Genomic DNA, 17,736 nt, shown 5'->3' with positions numbered 1-17,736 from the left:
TGTTAGTTGGTATGCCGCGGGCCCCCGACCGCGCCTCAGCCCCCGCCCGACGAGGCCGCGATGACCTGCGACTTGTTGCTTCCTGCACGTCACCAGACCCCCGTTTCGGCGGTCTGGTGACCACCAGGCGGCAACAAGTCGGGAAAGGGCAGGGGTCAGTCGCGAACGGCGGGGGGCAGCTCGTCGTCGAACTCGACGGTGCGGGGCAGGTCGGCGTGGCCGGCCAGGCGGAACCACCGCACCACCCACTTGCGCCGGACCCGCTGCACGTCGGTCACCGCGTCGTTCAGGAAACGCCGGGCGAGCTGCACTCGCACGCCGGCTGCCTCGACCCGCTGGAGGCTGCTCGCCCCGAGGGCGTCGGCGTGGCCACCGCGGAGGTCAGCCACCACATCTGCCGTGAGCGCCGCCTGGAGGGCCTCGGTCAGGTCGCTCTCGAGCACCTCTCTGGCGCCGAAGCTCTGGCCGTCGAGCAGGTCCTCCTCGAGGGCCCGCTCGTTGTGGGCCTCCAACGACCCGGACGCGGCACCCGCGAGCATCAGCGCACTGGCCGGGTCGATCGATCCCGAGTTGGCCAGCTCCAACGTCGCCTCGGCCCGGCGGACCAGCTGGGCGTCGAGGGCGGACAGCGCACCCTCTGCGCGCGTGTGCAGCCGGTCGAGCCGGGCTGCGCTGTAGGACAGGTACCAGGCGACACCGAGCAACACCGCGACGACCACGACGCCCCACGTCAACGAGTCCATCAGGCCTCCCCTCCCCTGCGACCGCGCAGCAGCCGCGTCCACCGCGTGTCGGCGGCCGGGTCCGACCGCGCGTCGTCAGAGCCGTGGGTGACCGTGTCGTAGACCGCCATGACGTCCTCGGCCACGACCGACCAGTCGAAGACCCAGGCGCGGCGGTGCCCCGCCTCGCCGAGCCGCTCGCGCTCCGCGGGGTCGCCGAGCAGGCGCAGCAGCTGCCGAGCCAGGTCTGCACTGTCCTCGTTGGTGAACGTTGCACCGGCCTGTCCCCCGTCGAGGACCCGGACGAAGGCAGGCAGGTTGCTCGCCACGACGGGCGCCCCGGCGCTCATCGCCTCGACGAGCACGATCCCGAAGCTCTCTCCCCCGGTGTGCGGAGCGACATAGAGGTCGACCGACGACAGCAGCACGGCCTTGTCCTCGTCGCTGACCAGGCCCAGGAAGTCGGTGGCAGCGGCCACGGCCGGATCGAGGCGTTCGCGAGCGGCCTGCACGTCACCCGGTCCCGCGACGAGGACCCGTGTCCCGGGGTGCTTCGCGAGGACGGCCGGCATGGCGGCGGCCAGCACGGGCAGGCCCTTGCGGGGCTCGTCGATCCGCCCGAGGAAGGCGATGGTCGGCGCGGACTCGGTGCCGGTCCACCGGGTGGCGGGCACGGCGTCGGCGAACCGCGACACGTTGACGCCGTTCGGGATGACGACCGCGTCGCCGCCCAGGTGGGTCGTGACGGTGCGCCGCGCGTCCTCCGACACGGCGATCCGCCCGTTGATCTTCTCCAGGCTCGGGCGCAGCAGCGGGTAGGCAGCCTGCATCGCTCGCGACCGCAGGTTGGAGGTGTGGAACGTGGCCACCACCGGGCCCTCCGCCGACCACAGCGCGAGCAGCGCGATGCTGGGCGTCACCGGCTCGTGGATGTGGACGACGTCGAAGTCGCCTGCCTCAAGCCAGCGTCCGACCCGTGCGGCGGTCAGCGGTCCGAAGTTCAGCCTGGCCACCGACCCGTTGTAGCGCACCGGAACGGCGCGGCCGACGGACTCGACGTAGTCGGGCAGCGGGGTGTCCTCGTCGGCCGGCGCGAGGACCGAGGCGTGGTGCCCCTGACCGAGGAGGTGCTCGGCCAGGTCGCGGACGTGGAACTGCACTCCCCCGGGCACGTCGAAGGAGTAGGGACACACGATGCCGATCCTCACGGCCAGCTCCCCTGCGCCTGGCCGGGTCGCAGTGACTGCTCGGCCGGCGGTTCGAGGTCGTCCAGGAAGACCCGTTGCAGCATGTGCCAGTCGGCGGTGTGCTCCACGATCGTGGAGCCCAGCGCGTCCGCACACTGCTGGGTCATCGCCACGGCCTTGGTGCGGGTCGTGCCGGACGGCGGCACCTGGACCCGGTCGTGCCAGGTGATCACGATGCGGTGCTTCCAGCTCGACCCCTCGACCCGCTCGTAGTGGATCGAGACGGGGTGCAGCGCGGCACCAGTGGCCAGCGACAGGGCGGCCGGACCGGCGGCCATCTTCGTGCGGTGACCCACCAGGTCCACCTCGACGCCCCGGTCCGTGAGGTCGCGGTCGGCCAGGAGCGGCATGAGCACCGGCTGGGTCAGGTGTCCACGGAGCTGTGCGAAGACGTCCCCACCACCGGTCAACGGCAGGATCGTCATGCCGAGCGACTCCCGGAAGGCGAGGAACTCGGCATACACCTCCTCGGGCTTGAGCCTCTCGGCGACGGTGACGACGGGACCGATCTCCTTGGTGCCCCAGGCGCCGGCAAGGTCCCAGTTGCCGAGGTGGCCCAGGAAGCACACGACCGGTCGGCCCGCAGCGAGCTCGGCCCGCACGGGCCCGTCACCCTCGACGCGCACCGATGCCGCGATCTGCTCAGGAGTGCGGTCGGGCAGCCGGAAGGCCTCGCAGTAGTACCGCAGGTACGAGCGCATCCCCGCCCGCACGAGGGCGTCCAGCGCGGCCTCGTCGAGCTCGGGGCGCACCCTCGCGTAGTTGCTGCGCAGGCGTTGCACGCCCTTGCCGCCGCGGGCCACCGTCAGGTCGGCGATCTGCTCGAAGACCGTGTATGCCGTGCGCTCCGGCAGCCGTCGCACGGTGCCCCACCCGAGGCGGTAGCCGCTGACGGCGAGGAGGTCGCCGAAGCCGGTCACGTCGCGTCGCCGCTCAGGAGGCTTCGACCAGGGCCTGCCGACGCACGAGCAGCATGCGCTGGAACACCGTGACGAGGCTGGCGACGGCAAGCAGGGCGAGCACCACGGTGAGAACGACCTCGGGCAGCCCCAGACCCACCAGCCCGGTCACCACCAGCACGGCGACCAGCCGGTCGGCGCGCTCCGCGATCCCGACGTTCGCGCTGAAGCCCAGCCCCTCGGCCCGGGCCTTGGCATAGGACACCACGCTGCCGAGGATGAGGCAGGCCAACGCCAGCCCGGCCATCAGGAAGTCGTCGCCGCGGCCTGCGTACCAGAGCACGAGGCCTCCGAAGATGGCCGAGTCGCCGACGCGGTCGAGAGTGGAGTCGAGGTAGGCGCCCCACTTGCCAGAGCGCCCGGACATCCGCGCCATCACGCCGTCGACGGTGTCGGAGAAGACGAAGAGCGTGATGACGATGGTGCCCCAGAAGAACTCGTGCCGGGGATAGAACGCCAGCGCGCCGACACACACGCCGAGCGTGCCGACGATCGTCACGACGTCCGGGCTGATGCCCAGCTTGAGGAACAGCCGGGCGACCGGGGTGAAGATCTTCGTGAAGAGGGCGCGTGCGTACTTGTTGAGCATGGTGGGGTCAGCCTACTGAGACCTGGCCGCCGTCCCCGCAACACCGCTGTCGGACACGTGCGTGGGTGCGCAGGCGGGAGTGCCGCCCGGGAGGGCGTAGCGGTGGTCGGCCACCCACGTGTAGACCCGACCGGCCAGCCAGCTGATCCCCGGCAGCGTGAGCAGGTGGCCGAGCGGCCGCCACAGCGGGGCTCCTTGCTTGAGGCCCTCGGCGATGGCGAGGTGGGCGGCCAGGACGGTCCCGTCCGGACGCACGAACTGGGCCGCCTCGATGCAGGCCTGCTCGGTGAGCCCGATGAGACCGAGGTCCACCTGCTGCCACGGCTGGACGTCGTAGCGGTCGCGGCGGTCCACCCAGCGCGTGGCGAACCGGGCGCTGGTCGTGCAGAACCCGCAGTCGCCGTCGAAGATGAGCAGGCCACGCTCGCTCCCTGTCACCATGTCCATGTCTCCAGTCTGTCACCCGCATGGGAGCATGACCGCGTGAGGGGAGCATGAGGGGGCCGACCCCGCGGTTGGGCCCGTATGCCGTGTTGTGGCGGTTGGCCGTGACCGCCGCCGTCGTGACGACGGTCTGCCTGGGCACCTGGGTGGGCAACGACAGCTGGTGGCCCTTCGCGCCCATGTCCCAGTACGCGTTCTCGGTGCGGAACGACGGGGTCATCAACTCGTTGACGCTGGACGCGCTCACCGTGGACGGCGAGGTCGTGCGCGTGCCGCTGTCCAAGGAGAAGATCGGCATCGAGCGCGCCGAGATCGAAGGACAGGCTCCCCGCATCATCGCGCGCCCCGAGCTCCTCCAGGACATCGCCGTGCTGCATGCGCGCAGGCTTCCGCGCGAGGCTGCCTACGCGGTCCTCTACCTGCGCAACACGAGCACCCAGATCGGCACGGGCTCGGCCACCATCCGCACCCTGGCCACGTGGCAGGTCCGCGACCCGCTGCGCCCCCGGCCGAGCGGCCTACCCGGTGGTGCGCCGTGAGCCGCCGTGACCACTCTGTCGTCGAACCCTCTGTCGCCGAACCCTCTGTCATCGAAACCTCTGTCATTGAACGCTTTCTCGCGCCGGAGATCTCGCTCGCGCGGGTCGCCTGGCTGCGGCTCGCGGTCTACGCCTTCGTGTGGCTCGACGTGCTGTGGATCGTGACCGACCCCATCCCCCACGGCGACGTCCCGTCGAGCCTCTACCGCGGCCTGGAGGTGCGGTCACTGCTGCACCTGCCCGCGCCGTCGCACGCGTACGTCAGGGTGCTCCTGGCGATGATCCTGGTGAGCTCCGCGGTCGCGTTCACGGGTCGGTTGCCACGGCTGGCGGGATGGGTCTGCGCGGTCGGGATGCTCGACTGGGTGAGCAACGCCTTTGCCTACTCCAAGGTCGACCACGACCACTTCGCCCTCGTCGTTGCGCTGTTCGTGCTGCCCTCAGTCGGGCGGGCACGCCTGCGCGACGTCGACGTCAGGTCCCAGTCAGCCGGGTGGGCGATCCGCATGGTGCAGATCGGGGCCGTGTCGATCTACTTCCTGTCGGCCAGCGCGAAGATGCGTTTCGGCGGCTGGGGCTGGGCCAACGGCGCCACCCTGATCTGGGCCCTGACCCGGCGCCCGAACGGCATCGGGCCCTGGGTCGGGTCGCACCCGGCGCTCACCCACGCGCTGCAGTGGATCGTGCTCGTGGCCGAGTTCAGCTCACCGATCCTGTTGTGGCTGCGGGGCAGAGCGCTCTATGCCGCGCTGCTCTTCTGGGCGGGGTTCCACCTCAGCACCTACGTGATGCTGAAGATCCACTTCCTGCCGCTCGTGGTGTGCCTGCTCAGCTTCCTGCCGCTGGAGCGCCTGCCGCACCCGGCCACGCTGCGACGAGTCGTGAGCGCACGTCCTCGAGCAGCATCGGAAGAGCCTTCGTCTGTCCGATGACGGGCAGGAAGTTCGAGTCGCCGCCCCACCTCGGCACGATGTGCTGGTGCAGGTGGGCCTGGACGCCCGCTCCCGCGACCGCGCCCTGGTTCATGCCGATGTTGTAGCCGTGCGGGCCTGAGGCCGTGTCGATCGCTGCGATGACCTGCTTGGTCAGCAGCGCGAATTCGCTGGTCTCCTCGTCCGTCAGGTCGACGTAGAGCGAGGCGTGGCGGTAGGGACACACGAGCACGTGACCGGGGTTGTAGGGGAACAGGTTCATGACGACGTAGCAGGTCTGACCCCGGTGCACGATGAGCCCCGCCTGGTCGTCCTTGGCCGGGGCGGCACAGAACGGGCAGCCGTCACCCGCGTCCTCGCTCGGCCGCTCCCCCGTGACGTAGGCGAGGCGGTGCGGCGTCCAGAGTCGCTGGAAGCCGTCCTGCACTGCGGCGAAGTCGGTGTCCGGCTCGAGGTCGTCGGTCATCGTCGGTCAGACCTGGACGCGTGCCTCGACCGCGGCGACGATCTCGGCGATCGCGTCCTCGATGGGCACGCCGTTCTTCTGGTCGCCGTTGCGGTAGCGGAACGACACGGCCCCGGCACTGCGGTCCTCGTCGCCAGCGATCAGGACGAACGGGACCTTGGACTTCGACGCGTTGCGGATCTTCTTGGGGAACCGGTCGTCGGTGTCGTCGATCTCGACGCGGATCCCCTTGCGCCGCAGCTGGTCCGCCACGTCGTGTAGGTAGGCGGAGAACTCCTCGGCCACCGGCACCCCGAGCACCTGCACGGGCGAGAGCCAGGGCGGGAACGCACCGGCGTAGTGCTCGACGAGCACCCCGAGGAACCGCTCGATGGAACCGAACTTCGCCGAGTGGATCATCACCGGTTGCTGTCGCGAGCCGTCGGCCGCCTGGTACTCCAGCCCGAACCGCTCCGGCTGGTTGAAGTCGTACTGGATGGTGGACATCTGCCAGGTGCGGCCGATCGCGTCGCGGGCCTGCACGGAGATCTTCGGACCGTAGTAGGCCGCGCCACCCGGGTCGAGGACGAGCTCGAGGCCGGACTCGGTGGCGACGTCACGCAGCACGTCGGTCGCGTGCTCCCACTGGTCGTCGGAGCCGATGAACTTGGCGGCCTTGTCGCCCTCGGTCTCGCGGGTGGACAGCTCGAGGTAGTAGTCGTCCATGCCGAAGTCGCGCAGCAGCGACAGCACGAAGTTCAGCAGGTGCTTGATCTCGCCCGGCGCCTGCTCGGCGGTGACGTAGGAGTGCGAGTCGTCCTGGGTCATGCCACGCACACGAGTCAGGCCGTGCACCACGCCGGACTTCTCGAACCGGTAGACCGACCCGAACTCGAACAGCCGCAACGGCAGCTCGCGGTAGGAGCGACCCCGCGAGCGGAAGATGAGGTTGTGCATCGGGCAGTTCATCGCCTTGAGGCGGTACTCGGTGCCCTCGAACTCCATCGGCGGGAACATGGTGTCCGCGTAGTAGGGCAGGTGCCCCGAGGTGTGGAACAGCCCGTCCTTGCTGATGTGGGGGGTGCCGACGTACTGGAAACCCTCCTCGATGTGCCGGCGGCGGACGTAGTCCTCCATCTCCCGCTTGATCACCCCGCCCTTGGGGTGGAAGACGGCCAGGCCCGACCCGAGCTCGTCGGGGAAGCTGAACAGGTCCTGCTCGGCCCCGATCTTGCGGTGGTCCCGACGCTCGGCCTCGGCGAGCCGGTCGAGGTAGGCCTTGAGCTCGTCCTTGGTGGGCCATGCGGTGCCGTAGACGCGCTGCAGCTGGGGGTTCTTCTCGCTCCCGCGCCAGTACGCGCCACCGCTGCGCATCAGCTTGAAGGCGTTGCCGAGCACCTTGGTCGAGGGCACGTGCGGCCCGCGACACAGGTCGCCCCACGCACGTGAACCGTCACGCTTGACGTTGTCGTAGATGGTCAGCTGGGCGCCGCCCACCTCGACGTCCGCGCCCTCGGCCTGCTCGCCGGCCGCGCCACCCTTGAGACCGATCAGCTCGACCTTGTAGGGCTCGTCGGCCAGCTCGACGGCGGCGTCGGCGTCGCTGATCTCGCGGCGCACGAAGGTCTGGCCCTCGTTGACGATGCGCTGCATGACCTTCTCGAGGGCCTTGAGGTCGTCGGGCTGGAACGGCTCGGCCACGTCGAAGTCGTAGTAGAACCCGTCACGCACCGGTGGCCCGATGCCGAGCCTGGCCTTGGGGTTGACCTCCTGGACGGCCTGGGCCAGGACGTGGGCGGCGCTGTGCCGCAGCACGTCCAGCCCGTCCTGCTCCTGCGCGGTCACGGGCTCGACGGCGTCGCCGTCGGCGAGGACGTGGGCGAGGTCGCGCAGCTCACCGTTGACGCGGGCCACGAGGACCGCGCGGTCACCCTCGAAGAGCTCGGCGGCCGTCGTCTGCTCCGGCACCGATCGCTCGCTTCCGGCGACGGTGACGGTGATCTCGGCAGACACGGTGCTCACTCCTGGGGTGGATGACTGGGTATGCCGCGTGCGGACGTCCGCACGCGGCATACCGATGCTATCGGCCGGGCGCGGGCACCCGCGCGGGAGTTGTTCTCGGGGGCCGGGACACCCGTCCTGAATTCTTGACTCGTTCCAGAAGAGGGACCAGACTGCGGGACGTGACCTTCCCGTCCGTCGTCCACGCAGGCGACCTCCCGCAGATGCTGCGGGACGTGGGCCTGCGGGTCACGCGGCCCCGGATCGCGGTCCTCGGCGCTGTCCATGCGCACCCCCACTCGGACACCGACTCGCTCATCGCCGCCGCGCGACGAGACGTGCCGGACGTCTCCCACCAGGCGGTCTACGACTGCCTGCACGCCCTGACCCGCTCCGGCCTCGTGCGCCGCATCCAGCCGCCGGGCTCGGTGGCGAGGTACGAGTCCCGCGTGGGCGACAACCACCACCACGTCGTGTGCCGGTCCTGCGGCGCCATCGCCGACGTCGACTGCGCCGTCGGCGCCGCCCCGTGCCTTGCCCCCTCGGACGACCACGGCTTCACCATCGACGAGGCCGAGGTCGTCTACCGCGGCCTGTGCGCCGCGTGTTCCAGCCCGAGCACCCGAGACATCTGACCACCAAACCGCCCGAACCCTCGACACCACGTCCGGAAGGAAGTCATGTCCGACAACGAAACCCACGGCGAAACCCACACCGGGGACCACGAGACCCAGCTCGCCGAGATGAACGAGAGCGAGCAGCAGTGTCCCGTCGCGCACGGACGGGCCCCTGAGCCCGTCCAGGGCGGCGGCACCCGCGGCTGGTGGCCAGAGCGCCTCAACCTCAAGATCCTGGCCAAGAACCCCGCCGTCGCGAACCCCTACGGCGACGACTTCGACTACGCCGAGGCGTTCGGCTCCCTCGACCTCGCCGAGGTCAAGCGTGACATCGCCGAGCTCCTCACCACGTCCCAGGAATGGTGGCCGGCCGACTTCGGCCACTACGGCCCCCTCATGATCCGGATGGCCTGGCACAGCGCGGGCACCTACCGTGTGCAGGACGGCCGTGGCGGAGCCGGTGCGGGTCAGCAGCGGTTCGCCCCGCTCAACAGCTGGCCGGACAATGCCAACCTCGACAAGGCCCGCCGACTGCTGTGGCCGGTCAAGAAGAAGTACGGCCGCAACCTCTCGTGGGCCGACCTCATGGTGCTCGCCGGCAACGTCAGCCTGGAGTCGATGGGCTTCACCACGTTCGGCTACGCCGGTGGTCGGCCCGACGTCTGGGAGCCCGACGAGGACGTCTACTGGGGTCCGGAGACCGAGTGGCTCGGCGACGAGCGCTACACCGGTGACCGCGAGCTGGAGAGCCCCCTCGCCGCCGTCCAGATGGGGCTGATCTACGTCAACCCCGAGGGCCCCAACGCAGACCCCGACCCGCTCGCCTCCGCCCGGGACATCCGCGAGACGTTCAAGCGGATGGCGATGAACGACGAGGAGACCGTCGCCCTCATCGCCGGTGGCCACACGTTCGGCAAGACCCACGGTGCGGCCGACCCTGACGCGCACGTGTCCGACGAGCCGGAGGGTGCCGGACTCGAGCAGATGGGCCTGGGCTGGAAGAACAGCTTTGGCACCGGCGCAGGCCCCGACGCGATCACCAGTGGCATCGAGGTCACCTGGACGATGACCCCGACGCAGTGGGACAACAACTTCTTCGAGAACCTGTTCGGTTTCGAGTGGGAGCTGACCAAGAGTCCCGCGGGCGCCAACCAGTGGAAGCCCAAGGACGGCGCCGGCGAGGGCACGACGCCCCATGCCCACGACGCGTCCAGGCGCATCGCGCCCAACATGCTCACCACCGACCTCGCGCTGCGCCTCGACCCTGTCTACGAGAAGATCTCGCGCCGCTTCCTCGAGAACCCGCAGGAGTTCGCCGACGCGTTCGCGCGTGCGTGGTTCAAGCTGACACACCGCGACATGGGACCGCTCGCGCGCTACCTCGGCCCCGAGGTGCCCACCGAGGAGCTGCTGTGGCAGGACCCGCTCCCGGCCCCCACCGGGGACGTCGTCACGGCTGACGACGTCACCGAGCTGAAGGGACTCGTCGCCGGCGCCGGCCTCACGGTGACCCAGCTGGTGTCCACGGCGTGGGCCGCTGCGTCGTCCTTCCGTGGCAGTGACAAGCGCGGTGGCGCCAACGGCGCGCGGATCCGGCTCGCCCCGCAGAACGGCTGGGAGGTCAACAACCCCGCCGAGCTCGCAACCGTCCTGCGCACCCTCGAAGGCATCCAGGAGTCGTTCAACTCGCGTAACGGGCGCCAGGTCTCGCTCGCCGACCTCATCGTCCTCGCGGGCGGCGTCGGCGTCGAGCACGCTGCCCGGGCGGCCGGCCACCCGGTCGAGGTGCCCTTCACGCCGGGCCGCGTCGATGCGACCCAGGAGCAGACCGACGTCGAGTCGTTCGCCTACCTCGAGCCGCGGGCCGACGGCTTCCGCAACTACGCGGGCAAAGGCACCCGACTCGGTGCCGAGTACCAGCTCGTCGACCGCGCCAACCTGCTCACCCTGAGCGCCCCGGAGATGACCGTCCTCGTCGGTGGACTGCGGGTCCTCGGAGCGAACTACGACGGCTCGCGGCACGGCGTCCTGACCGACGTCCCCGGCACTCTGACGAACGACTTCTTCGTCAACCTGCTGGACCTCGGGACGCAGTGGACCTCGACGTCCGAGGATGCCTCGACCTTCGAGGCCCGCGACGCCTCGGGTCAGGTCCGCTGGACCGGGACCAGGGCCGACCTCGTGTTCGGTTCCAACTCCGAGCTGCGCGCCCTCGCCGAGGTCTACGCCAGCGACGACGCCAAGGACCGCTTCGTGCGGGACTTCGTGGCGGCCTGGGCCAAGGTCATGGACCTCGACCGGTTCGACGTCCGCTGAGGACTTGACCGTGCCAGCAGCGCCTCAGCCACCGGCAGGTTCCGAGGCGCTGCTGGTCGGCCCCGTGCCGTTCGCGGACCCGCGTGTCCAGCGACTCGTCGACGAGGTGCAGGCCCACTACGTCGTCATCTACGGCGGGCCTGACGACTCCCCGGTGGACCCCACCGAGTTCGAACCCCCGAGCGGGCTGTTCGCTCTCGGCACGCTGGAGGGAAGCAGCGTCGCGATGGGTGGCTGGCGACGGCGGCCCGACCTGTCCACGGTGTTCGACGGTGCGGACGTGGCGGAGATCAAGCGGATGTATGTCGCCCCGTCGGGTCGTCGTCGAGGCTTCGCTCGCCAGGTGCTCGCCTTCCTCGAGGACACCGCCCGCCGGGCGGGGGCAGGCGTGCTCGTCCTCGAGACCGGCACCATGCAGCCCGGCGCCATCGCGCTCTACGAGGCCAGCGGTTACCGGCCGACCGTGCGGTTCGGGCACTACGCCGACTCCGACCTGGCCCGATACTTCGCCAAGCGACTGGACTCGGGCGCCTGAGTCAGCGCCTGAGTCAGATCCCGACGATGCGGCGCGCAGGCTTGCGGATCGGACCGCTGTCGGTCGGCATCACGGCCTGGTGACTTCGCACCTCGAGCTCGCGGATCAGCCGCTGCGCGTCGAGCAGCATGGCGCCGTACGCCGGCCACGCGTGGGGATTCTCGAGGTCGGTCGTCCGGACCTCGTGGCCCAGTCGGGCGAGGATCTCCTCCGCCGAGCGCAGGTAGGTGGCGACGGCCTCCTGCTCGGCGTCGTCGGGAAGTCCGAAGTGGCCGATCGCGCCGGCGATCTCGTCGAGGGCCTCGGCGTAGCTCTCGAGGAACCTCTGCGTGGGTGCCGGCTGGCTCTCCTCCTCGTCGGCGGCGTCGACCAACGTGCGGGCGATCCCGGACACCTGCCACTGACTGCGCCGGATCGCCTCGACGGTGTGGGAGTAGCCCGCCCAGTCGACCTCGACCCGGCGCAGGTTGTCCCGGGGGTTGAACCTGGTGCTCTCCCGCCCGGTCTCGATCTCGGTCTGGATGGTGGGGGCGAGCTGGATGATGTCCGTGCTCGTGTCGTACCACCGATGGGCCGCATCGCTGTCCCAACCGTCGCGCATCCCTGCGGCGATGTCGTTGAGCAGCTGGCACACTCGTCCAGTGAGGGCACGGATCTGGTCCCGCGGTTGCTGGATGTGCAAGGGAGCCAGGACGATCGCGTTGGTGAGCACGCCGATGACGCCACCCGCCAGCGTCTCGACGATGGTGAGGTAGGTGAACTCTGCATCCGTGCCGCCGACGGTCAGCAGGGACAACAGCACCATGGTCGGGACCTGGATGCCGTGGTCCCCGAGACGACGCCATCGCGCGATGAGCAGGCCCAGGTAGAGGACCGGCAACATCGTCCACCAGTGCACCCCGACCAGCGATCCCACGAGCCAGGCGGTGCTCATCCCCACGACGACCGCCAGGACTCGCTGACCACTTGCCCACAGCGACCGCACCATGGTGCGGTCGACGACGAGCAGCGCAGCCATGGGCGCGTAGAACGGCGCCGGGCTGTGGAGCACTCGCACCGCGAACTGCCACGCGAGCACCGTCGCCAGAGCGGCCTTGCCCATCAGCAGGGCCGCGTCGCGCTCGGGGCCTGCGTGCCGCACGGCCTCGTGAGCCGCTCGGACCCACCCGGCTGCGTCCTCGCGGACCGAGTGCAGCCACGACGCTGGCGGCCGCCGGTCTGCAGAGGTCTCCATCTCACCGACCCTAGGGGCGTCGTCAACGCCGCTCTCCCCCGCCTGACCTGCCCGCCCAGAAATGGCCCGGGCAGGCCATCGCGGAGGCCTGCCGCGCACTGCTGTACTGGGCCGGTGCGGCGATGCGCCTGGGCCGCGGTGGCGGTGGTTGCCCTGAGCCTGACCTCGTGCGCGGGGCCGGGCGAGTCCGCCGCGACGAGGATCAGGTGGGGCAGCTGCCAGGGGGTGACCGACCTCTCGAACCCGCCGGTTCCCGCCGAGCGGCTGGCTCGGCTCACCTTCACGTGTGGCACGGTCCGCGTCGCCGCCGACGAGGCCGATGCCCAGGCGGGCCAGCTGACCATCCAGCTGATCAGGGCCACGACCGAACGGGGGGCGAAGCACCGTCAGACGGTGCTGCTGGTCCCCGGCGGACCGGGACAGTCGGGGGTCGACAACCACGCCTTCCTCGTCGGCGGGATGTCGAACCGGCTCCTGGAGACCTTTGACGTCGTGGGGTTCGACCCGCGCGGAACGCGGCACTCGAGCCCCATCCACTGCGAGCACGTGAAGACTCCCCCGACGCTCCCCGACCTGGCAACCGACGCGGGATATGCGCGGTCCGCCACCGAGGCCCGCACCGGAACGGAGGAGTGCCTGCGCTCGCTGGGGGCTCGGGCCTCGCTCTTCAGCACCACCGCTGCAGCCGCAGACATCGACGCCATCCGCGCCGCGTTGGGTGAGGCGAAGCTGACCTACGTCGGCGGCTCCTACGGCGCCAAGCTCGGCGCTGAGTACGCCAGGCGCTACCCCGGAAACATCCGAGCCGGCGTCCTCGACGCCCCCACCGACCCGCAGACCTCATATGTGACCACCGCCGACCACCAGGTGCAGGGCTTCGAGGACTCCATCGAAGAGTTCCACGCCTGGTGCACCAGCCAGCGACGGTGCCCGGGACTCGAGGACCTGCGCGGGTTCGTGGCCGCGCTCGTGGCCAAGGCCGATCGGGCACCCATCCCCAGTGGGCGGCCGGGCGGGGACGAGCCGCTACGAGGCAGCCAGGTCCTGGACGCGGTGGTCTCGGCGATGTACGACGCCGTGCGGTGGCCAGACCTTGCCGACGGCCTCGTCGAGGCGGACGAGGGGGACTCGGGCACCCTCTGGAGCCTCGTGGAGGCCTCGGGGGGCACACCAGAAGCCAGCGACGAGAACGACGCCCGGTTCGTCATCAACTGCAGCGACAGCGCGCCCGGTCCCACGGAGGCCGAGATCCGCACCGCCGCCGCCCGGTTCCGGGGGCAGTTCCCGACGCTCGGCGTGTGGGGGTCGTGGCAGCTCTTCGGCTGCTCCTTCTGGACGGCGCCGCGGCACACCCTGACTCCCCCGCTGACCCCCAGCGCGCCGCCCCTCGTCGTGGTCGGGACGGTGCACGACCCCGCCACTCCCTATGCCGGCGCCGTGAGCATGGCAAAGGTCCTGGGCAACGGCTCGTCCCTGGTGACCTGGGAGGGCTCGGGTCACACCGCCTTCACGCGCAGCCCGTGCGTGGATGCGCTGGTCGACGAGTACCTGCTCTCACTGACCCTGCCGGCTGACGGCACGCGCTGCCCGGCCTGAGCCTGAGCGGACCTCAGTCCGCCCTGTCGCCGGACCGGTAGGTCATCGTCAGGTGCGTCTTCGACGGGTCGCTGGTCGACCGAAGCCCGGCGACGACGGAGGAGCCGGCATCATCGACCACCACCTCGACGGTGCTCGGCAGCAGCACCGGCTTGGCGAACCAGACGTGGGTCGTCGAGGGCTCGGCCGACCGCTGGCCGAGGACGGCCAGGGTGCGGGCCGCCGTCCACATGCCGTGCGCGATGGCGCGGGGAAAGCCCATCGCCTTGGCGCTCAAGGCGTGCAGGTGGATCGGGTTCACGTCGCCGGACACCGCGGCATACGCGCGACCCTGTCCCTCGGGGACGCGGATGATGCCGGCGGGCCCGCCCTCCGGCAGGCTCGGCGCTTGCTGGCTGCGGCGCGCGTCGGCGTCCCCACGGCCGCGGCGCAGGTAGGTGCTGCGGCCATCCCAGGCTCGCGCGCCGTCGACGTCCACCTCCGTCACCAGGTCCACGAGCTGACCCTTGGCGTGCGGTCGCAGGCCCTCCGCGTGCACCGAGATGGTGAGGCGGCTGTCGGCCGTGAGGCGACGGTGGGCAGTGATCTGGTTCTCGAGGTGCACCAGGCCCGGCAACGGCAGGGGGAAGGACCGGTCTGCCATCAGCGCCACCTGGAGGGGAAAGCCGAGGACATGCGGATAGGTGTGCGGCAGGACGTCGCCCCCCGTGAACCCGCACACCCTGTCGTAGGCAAGGAGATGGTCGCGGTCCACGACCACTCCCTCCCGGCGCCAGACGGTGTCTGACAGCTCACCGCCCCGGCCTCGCTGCGTGAGCGCCGCCTTGGCGAACAGTGTTGCCAGTGAAGGGGATTCGGTCACCGTCCGGATCGTCATGTCAGGCACCCAGCAGGCTCTGGCCACAGACCCGGACGACGTTGCCAGTGACCCCGGCGTTGGCGTCCTGGCTGAACCACGCGATCGTCTCGGCGACGTCCACCGGCAGCCCACCCTGGCTCAGCGAGTTGAGCAAGCGCCCGACCTCGCGCGTCGCGAACGGCACCTTGGCCGTCATCTCCGTCTCGATGAAGCCGGGCGCCACCGCGTTGACGGTGATGCCTCGCGCCCGCAGGGCATCGTCCGCCGACAACGCGTCGACGAGTCCGATGACCCCCGCCTTGGAGGCCCCGTAGTTGGTCTGTCCGCGATTGCCGGCGATGCCCGCGATCGAGGAGACGAGCACGACGTGGCCGCCCTCGCGCACACCTCCGTCACCGAGCAGGACGTCGTTCATCCGCAGGATCGAGTCGAGGTTGACGTCCAGGACCGAGGCCCAGAGCGCTTGGTCCATGTTGGCGAGCAGCTTGTCCCGGGTGATGCCCGCGTTGTGGACCACGATGTCGAGACCACCGTGACGGTTCGTGGCATGGTCGAGGATCCGCTGTCCCGCGTCAGTGGCGGTCACGTCGAGCTGGAGGGCGGTGCCCCCGATCCGGTTGGCAGTCCTGGCCAGCGAGTCCCCCGCACCCGGCACGTCGACGCACACCACGGTGGCGCCGTCCCGCGCGAGAACGTCGGCGATCGACGCACCGATCCCCCGGGCTGCACCGGTGACCACGGCCACCTTGCCCGCCAGCGGCTTCGCCCAGTCCTCAGGTTCCGTCGGCGTCCCGCCGCCGACCCGAACGACCTGACCGTCGACGTATGCCGCGCGGCCGGACAGCAGGAAGCGCACCGCCGCGTCGGCGTTGGCGTCGGCGCCGTCGTCGACGAGGACCAGGTTGGCGGTGGCGCCGGCCCGCAGCTCCTTGCCGATCGACCGGGAGATGCCTTCCAGGGCACGTCGCGTCGCCGCTTGCGCAAAACTGCTGGCGCCGCGGGGATTCCGACCCACGACGATGACCCGGCCGCTGGGCAGCAGATCCTTGAGGGCAGGGGCAACGAGCGCCCGCAGCACCTCGAGGTCTGCCGGTTCCTGCGCCTCCGTGAGGTCGGCGACGACCGCCGCAACCCGGTCGCCGGGCGCGCACTCGTCCACGGCGTCGACACCCTCGAGCTTCAGCAGGTCGCGGACTCGCGCCGCGACGGGCGCCGCTCCGAGACCGCCGACGAGGACGGGACCGTCGATGAGTGGCGCGCCCACGGCATACCTGCGCAACCTGGCGGGGCGGGGCAGGCCGAGCTGGGCAGCAAGCCTGGCGCCGACGCGGCTGTTGACGATGCCGGCATAGGTGCCGGTCATCAGGCGGCCTCGAGGATCGCCATGACGCCCTGGCCACCCGCGGCGCAGATCGAGATGAGGCCGCGCGCGCCAGATCCCTTCTCGTGCAACATCTTGGCGAGCGAGGCGACGATGCGCCCACCGGTCGCCGCGAAGGGGTGTCCGGCCGCGAGGGACGAACCGTTGACGTTGAGCTTGGTGCGGTCCAGCGCGCCGATCGGCGCGTCCAGACCGAGCCGGTCGCGGCAGAACTGCTCGCTCTCCCAGGCGGCCAGGGTAGTGAGCACCGTCGCGGCGAAGGCCTCGTGGATCTCGACCAGGTCGAAGTCCTGCAGCTTCATCCCCTGGCGCTCGAGCAGGTGCGGCAGGGCGTAGGCCGGGGCCATCAGGAGCCCCTCGTTGCCCGTGACGTAGTCGACGGCTGCGGTCTGTGCGTCCACCAGGTGCGCGAGGACCGGGAGCCCGTGCTCGGCGGCCCACTCGTCGGAGCCGAGCAGCACCGCGGACGCTCCGTCCGTGAGCGGCGTGGAGTTGCCCGCCGTCATGGTGGCGCCCTCGCCCCTGCCGAACACCGGCGGGAGCTTGGCGAGCTTCTCGACGGTCGAGTCGGCGCGCAGGTTCTGGTCACGGGTCTGCCCGAGGAACGGCGTCACGAGGTCGTCGAAGAAGCCACGCTCGTAGGCGGCGGCGAGGTTCTGGTGCGACGCCGCGGCAATCTCGTCCTGTGACTCGCGGGTGATCCCCCACTGCCTGGCCGTCTGCGCCATGTGCTCGCCCATCGACAGGCCGGTGCGCGGCTCGACGTTGCGCGGGATCTCGGGGACCAGCTGGCCGGGGCGCAGGCCCGTGAGGGCCTTGGCCCGCTGGGCGGGCGTCTTGGCCCGGTTGAGCGTGAGCAGCGTCTCGCGCAGTCCTTCGTTGACGGCGATGGGGGCATCGGACGCGGTGTCGGTGCCGCCGGCGATGCCCGAGTCGATCTGGCCGAGGGCGATCTTGTTGGCCACCAGGATCGCCGCCTCCAGTCCGGTGCCACAGGCCTGTTGCACGTCGTAGGCGGGCGTCCGGGCCGAGAGGCTGGACCCGAGGACCGACTCGCGGGTCAGGTTGAAGTCGCGCGAATGCTTGAGCACGGCTCCAGCAGCGACCTCGCCCACCTGCTCCCCCGCCAGGCCGTGCCTGGCCACCAGACCCTCGATGGCTGCGGTCAGCATGTCCTGGTTGGTGGCCTTGGCGTAGGCGGCGTTCTGCCGCGCGAAGGGGATGCGGTTGCCACCGATGACGGCAGCGCGGCGGGGCTGGCCGGCCGAGCGGGCGGGCTTGGACGAGGGGGCCACGAGTACTCCTGGGGTGGGTCCGACT

Annotated in this window: 17 protein-coding genes; 6 read left to right on the top strand and 11 right to left on the bottom strand. The window is 70.6% G+C overall.

The features are described from left to right. Positions 1–155 precede the first annotated feature (155 nt). The 5 genes from AC1DYG_RS02830 to AC1DYG_RS02810 are packed head-to-tail and all read right to left on the bottom strand — an operon-like array spanning position 156 to position 3,964. The gene (locus AC1DYG_RS02830; RefSeq protein WP_477638385.1) at positions 156–743 is read right to left on the bottom strand and encodes a hypothetical protein; all 588 of its coding nucleotides are present in this window, start codon (positions 741–743) and stop codon (positions 156–158) included. Next, positions 743–1,930 carry a glycosyltransferase family 4 protein gene (locus tag AC1DYG_RS02825; protein WP_477638384.1) on the bottom strand — a complete coding sequence of 396 codons (1,188 nt, stop codon included), beginning with the start codon at positions 1,928–1,930 and terminating at the stop codon, positions 743–745. Before AC1DYG_RS02825 ends, AC1DYG_RS02830 begins: the two co-directional genes overlap by 1 nt. Next, entirely contained in the window at positions 1,927–2,889 is a 963-nt protein-coding gene (locus AC1DYG_RS02820; RefSeq protein ID WP_477638383.1) for a phosphatidylinositol mannoside acyltransferase, read from the bottom strand. The genes AC1DYG_RS02825 and AC1DYG_RS02820 overlap by 4 nt, the downstream gene beginning before the upstream one ends. Before the next feature lie 13 nt (positions 2,890–2,902). Further along, positions 2,903–3,517 carry a phosphatidylinositol phosphate synthase gene (pgsA, locus tag AC1DYG_RS02815; RefSeq protein ID WP_477638382.1) on the bottom strand — a complete coding sequence of 205 codons (615 nt, stop codon included), beginning with the start codon at positions 3,515–3,517 and terminating at the stop codon, positions 2,903–2,905. A 12-nt stretch (positions 3,518–3,529) separates the two neighbouring features. Further along, the gene (locus tag AC1DYG_RS02810) at positions 3,530–3,964 is read right to left on the bottom strand and encodes a thiol-disulfide oxidoreductase DCC family protein (protein ID WP_477638381.1); all 435 of its coding nucleotides are present in this window, start codon (positions 3,962–3,964) and stop codon (positions 3,530–3,532) included. A 47-nt stretch (positions 3,965–4,011) separates the two neighbouring features. Between AC1DYG_RS02810 and AC1DYG_RS02805 the strand changes: the two genes are divergently transcribed. Both AC1DYG_RS02805 and AC1DYG_RS02800 read left to right on the top strand, forming a co-directional pair. Further along, positions 4,012–4,500, top strand: coding sequence for a hypothetical protein (locus tag AC1DYG_RS02805; RefSeq protein WP_477638380.1), 489 nt, complete (start codon positions 4,012–4,014; stop codon positions 4,498–4,500). Next, positions 4,497–5,432, top strand: a complete 936-nt coding sequence (locus AC1DYG_RS02800; protein WP_477638379.1) for a hypothetical protein — start codon at positions 4,497–4,499, stop codon at positions 5,430–5,432. Before AC1DYG_RS02805 ends, AC1DYG_RS02800 begins: the two co-directional genes overlap by 4 nt. Here the strand turns inward: AC1DYG_RS02800 and AC1DYG_RS02795 are convergent. Then, entirely contained in the window at positions 5,329–5,898 is a 570-nt protein-coding gene (locus AC1DYG_RS02795; RefSeq protein WP_477638378.1) for an HIT family protein, read from the bottom strand. The genes AC1DYG_RS02800 and AC1DYG_RS02795 overlap by 104 nt on opposite strands. Before the next feature lie 6 nt (positions 5,899–5,904). Next, entirely contained in the window at positions 5,905–7,890 is a 1,986-nt protein-coding gene (gene thrS / locus AC1DYG_RS02790) for a threonine--tRNA ligase (RefSeq protein ID WP_477638377.1), read from the bottom strand. A 212-nt stretch (positions 7,891–8,102) separates the two neighbouring features. Here thrS and AC1DYG_RS02785 point away from each other — a divergent pair, with 212 nt between their 5' ends. From AC1DYG_RS02785 to AC1DYG_RS02775, 3 genes are read left to right on the top strand one after another with little or no spacing between them, the layout of a single operon-like run. After that, the gene (locus AC1DYG_RS02785; RefSeq protein ID WP_477638494.1) at positions 8,103–8,513 is read left to right on the top strand and encodes a Fur family transcriptional regulator; all 411 of its coding nucleotides are present in this window, start codon (positions 8,103–8,105) and stop codon (positions 8,511–8,513) included. Between the two features lie 45 nt (positions 8,514–8,558). Beyond that, positions 8,559–10,811, top strand: coding sequence for a catalase/peroxidase HPI (gene katG / locus AC1DYG_RS02780; protein WP_477638376.1), 2,253 nt, complete (start codon positions 8,559–8,561; stop codon positions 10,809–10,811). 10 nt (positions 10,812–10,821) lie between these two features. Beyond that, a complete protein-coding gene (locus tag AC1DYG_RS02775) occupies positions 10,822–11,346 on the top strand; it encodes a GNAT family N-acetyltransferase (RefSeq protein ID WP_477638375.1) in 525 nt (174 codons plus the stop codon). A gap of 13 nt (positions 11,347–11,359) precedes the next feature. Here the strand turns inward: AC1DYG_RS02775 and AC1DYG_RS02770 are convergent, their stop codons facing one another. After that, complete coding sequence (locus tag AC1DYG_RS02770) at positions 11,360–12,580, bottom strand: FUSC family protein (protein ID WP_477638374.1); 1,221 nt, start codon at positions 12,578–12,580, stop codon at positions 11,360–11,362. 225 nt (positions 12,581–12,805) lie between these two features. On the opposite strand from AC1DYG_RS02770, the gene AC1DYG_RS02765 reads away from it, so the two are divergent. Continuing rightward, entirely contained in the window at positions 12,806–14,176 is a 1,371-nt protein-coding gene (locus AC1DYG_RS02765) for an alpha/beta hydrolase (protein ID WP_477638373.1), read from the top strand. Positions 14,177–14,189: 13 nt separating this feature from the next. Here AC1DYG_RS02765 and AC1DYG_RS02760 read toward each other — a convergent pair whose 3' ends face one another. From AC1DYG_RS02760 to AC1DYG_RS02750, 3 genes are read right to left on the bottom strand one after another with little or no spacing between them, the layout of a single operon-like run. Further along, a complete protein-coding gene (locus tag AC1DYG_RS02760) occupies positions 14,190–15,038 on the bottom strand; it encodes a MaoC/PaaZ C-terminal domain-containing protein (RefSeq protein ID WP_477638372.1) in 849 nt (282 codons plus the stop codon). Between the two features lie 16 nt (positions 15,039–15,054). Further along, the gene (locus AC1DYG_RS02755; protein WP_477638371.1) at positions 15,055–16,398 is read right to left on the bottom strand and encodes a 3-oxoacyl-ACP reductase; all 1,344 of its coding nucleotides are present in this window, start codon (positions 16,396–16,398) and stop codon (positions 15,055–15,057) included. After that, positions 16,398–17,711 (bottom strand): acetyl-CoA C-acetyltransferase, encoded by a 1,314-nt coding sequence (locus AC1DYG_RS02750; protein WP_477638370.1) that lies wholly within the window; start codon positions 17,709–17,711, stop codon positions 16,398–16,400. Before AC1DYG_RS02750 ends, AC1DYG_RS02755 begins: the two co-directional genes overlap by 1 nt. Positions 17,712–17,736 lie beyond the last annotated feature (25 nt).

The organism is Pedococcus sp. P1_H8 (assembly GCF_056405175.1).
The sequence above is the reverse complement of the archived record's forward strand: the minus strand, read 5'-3'. Positions and strand labels throughout refer to the sequence as shown.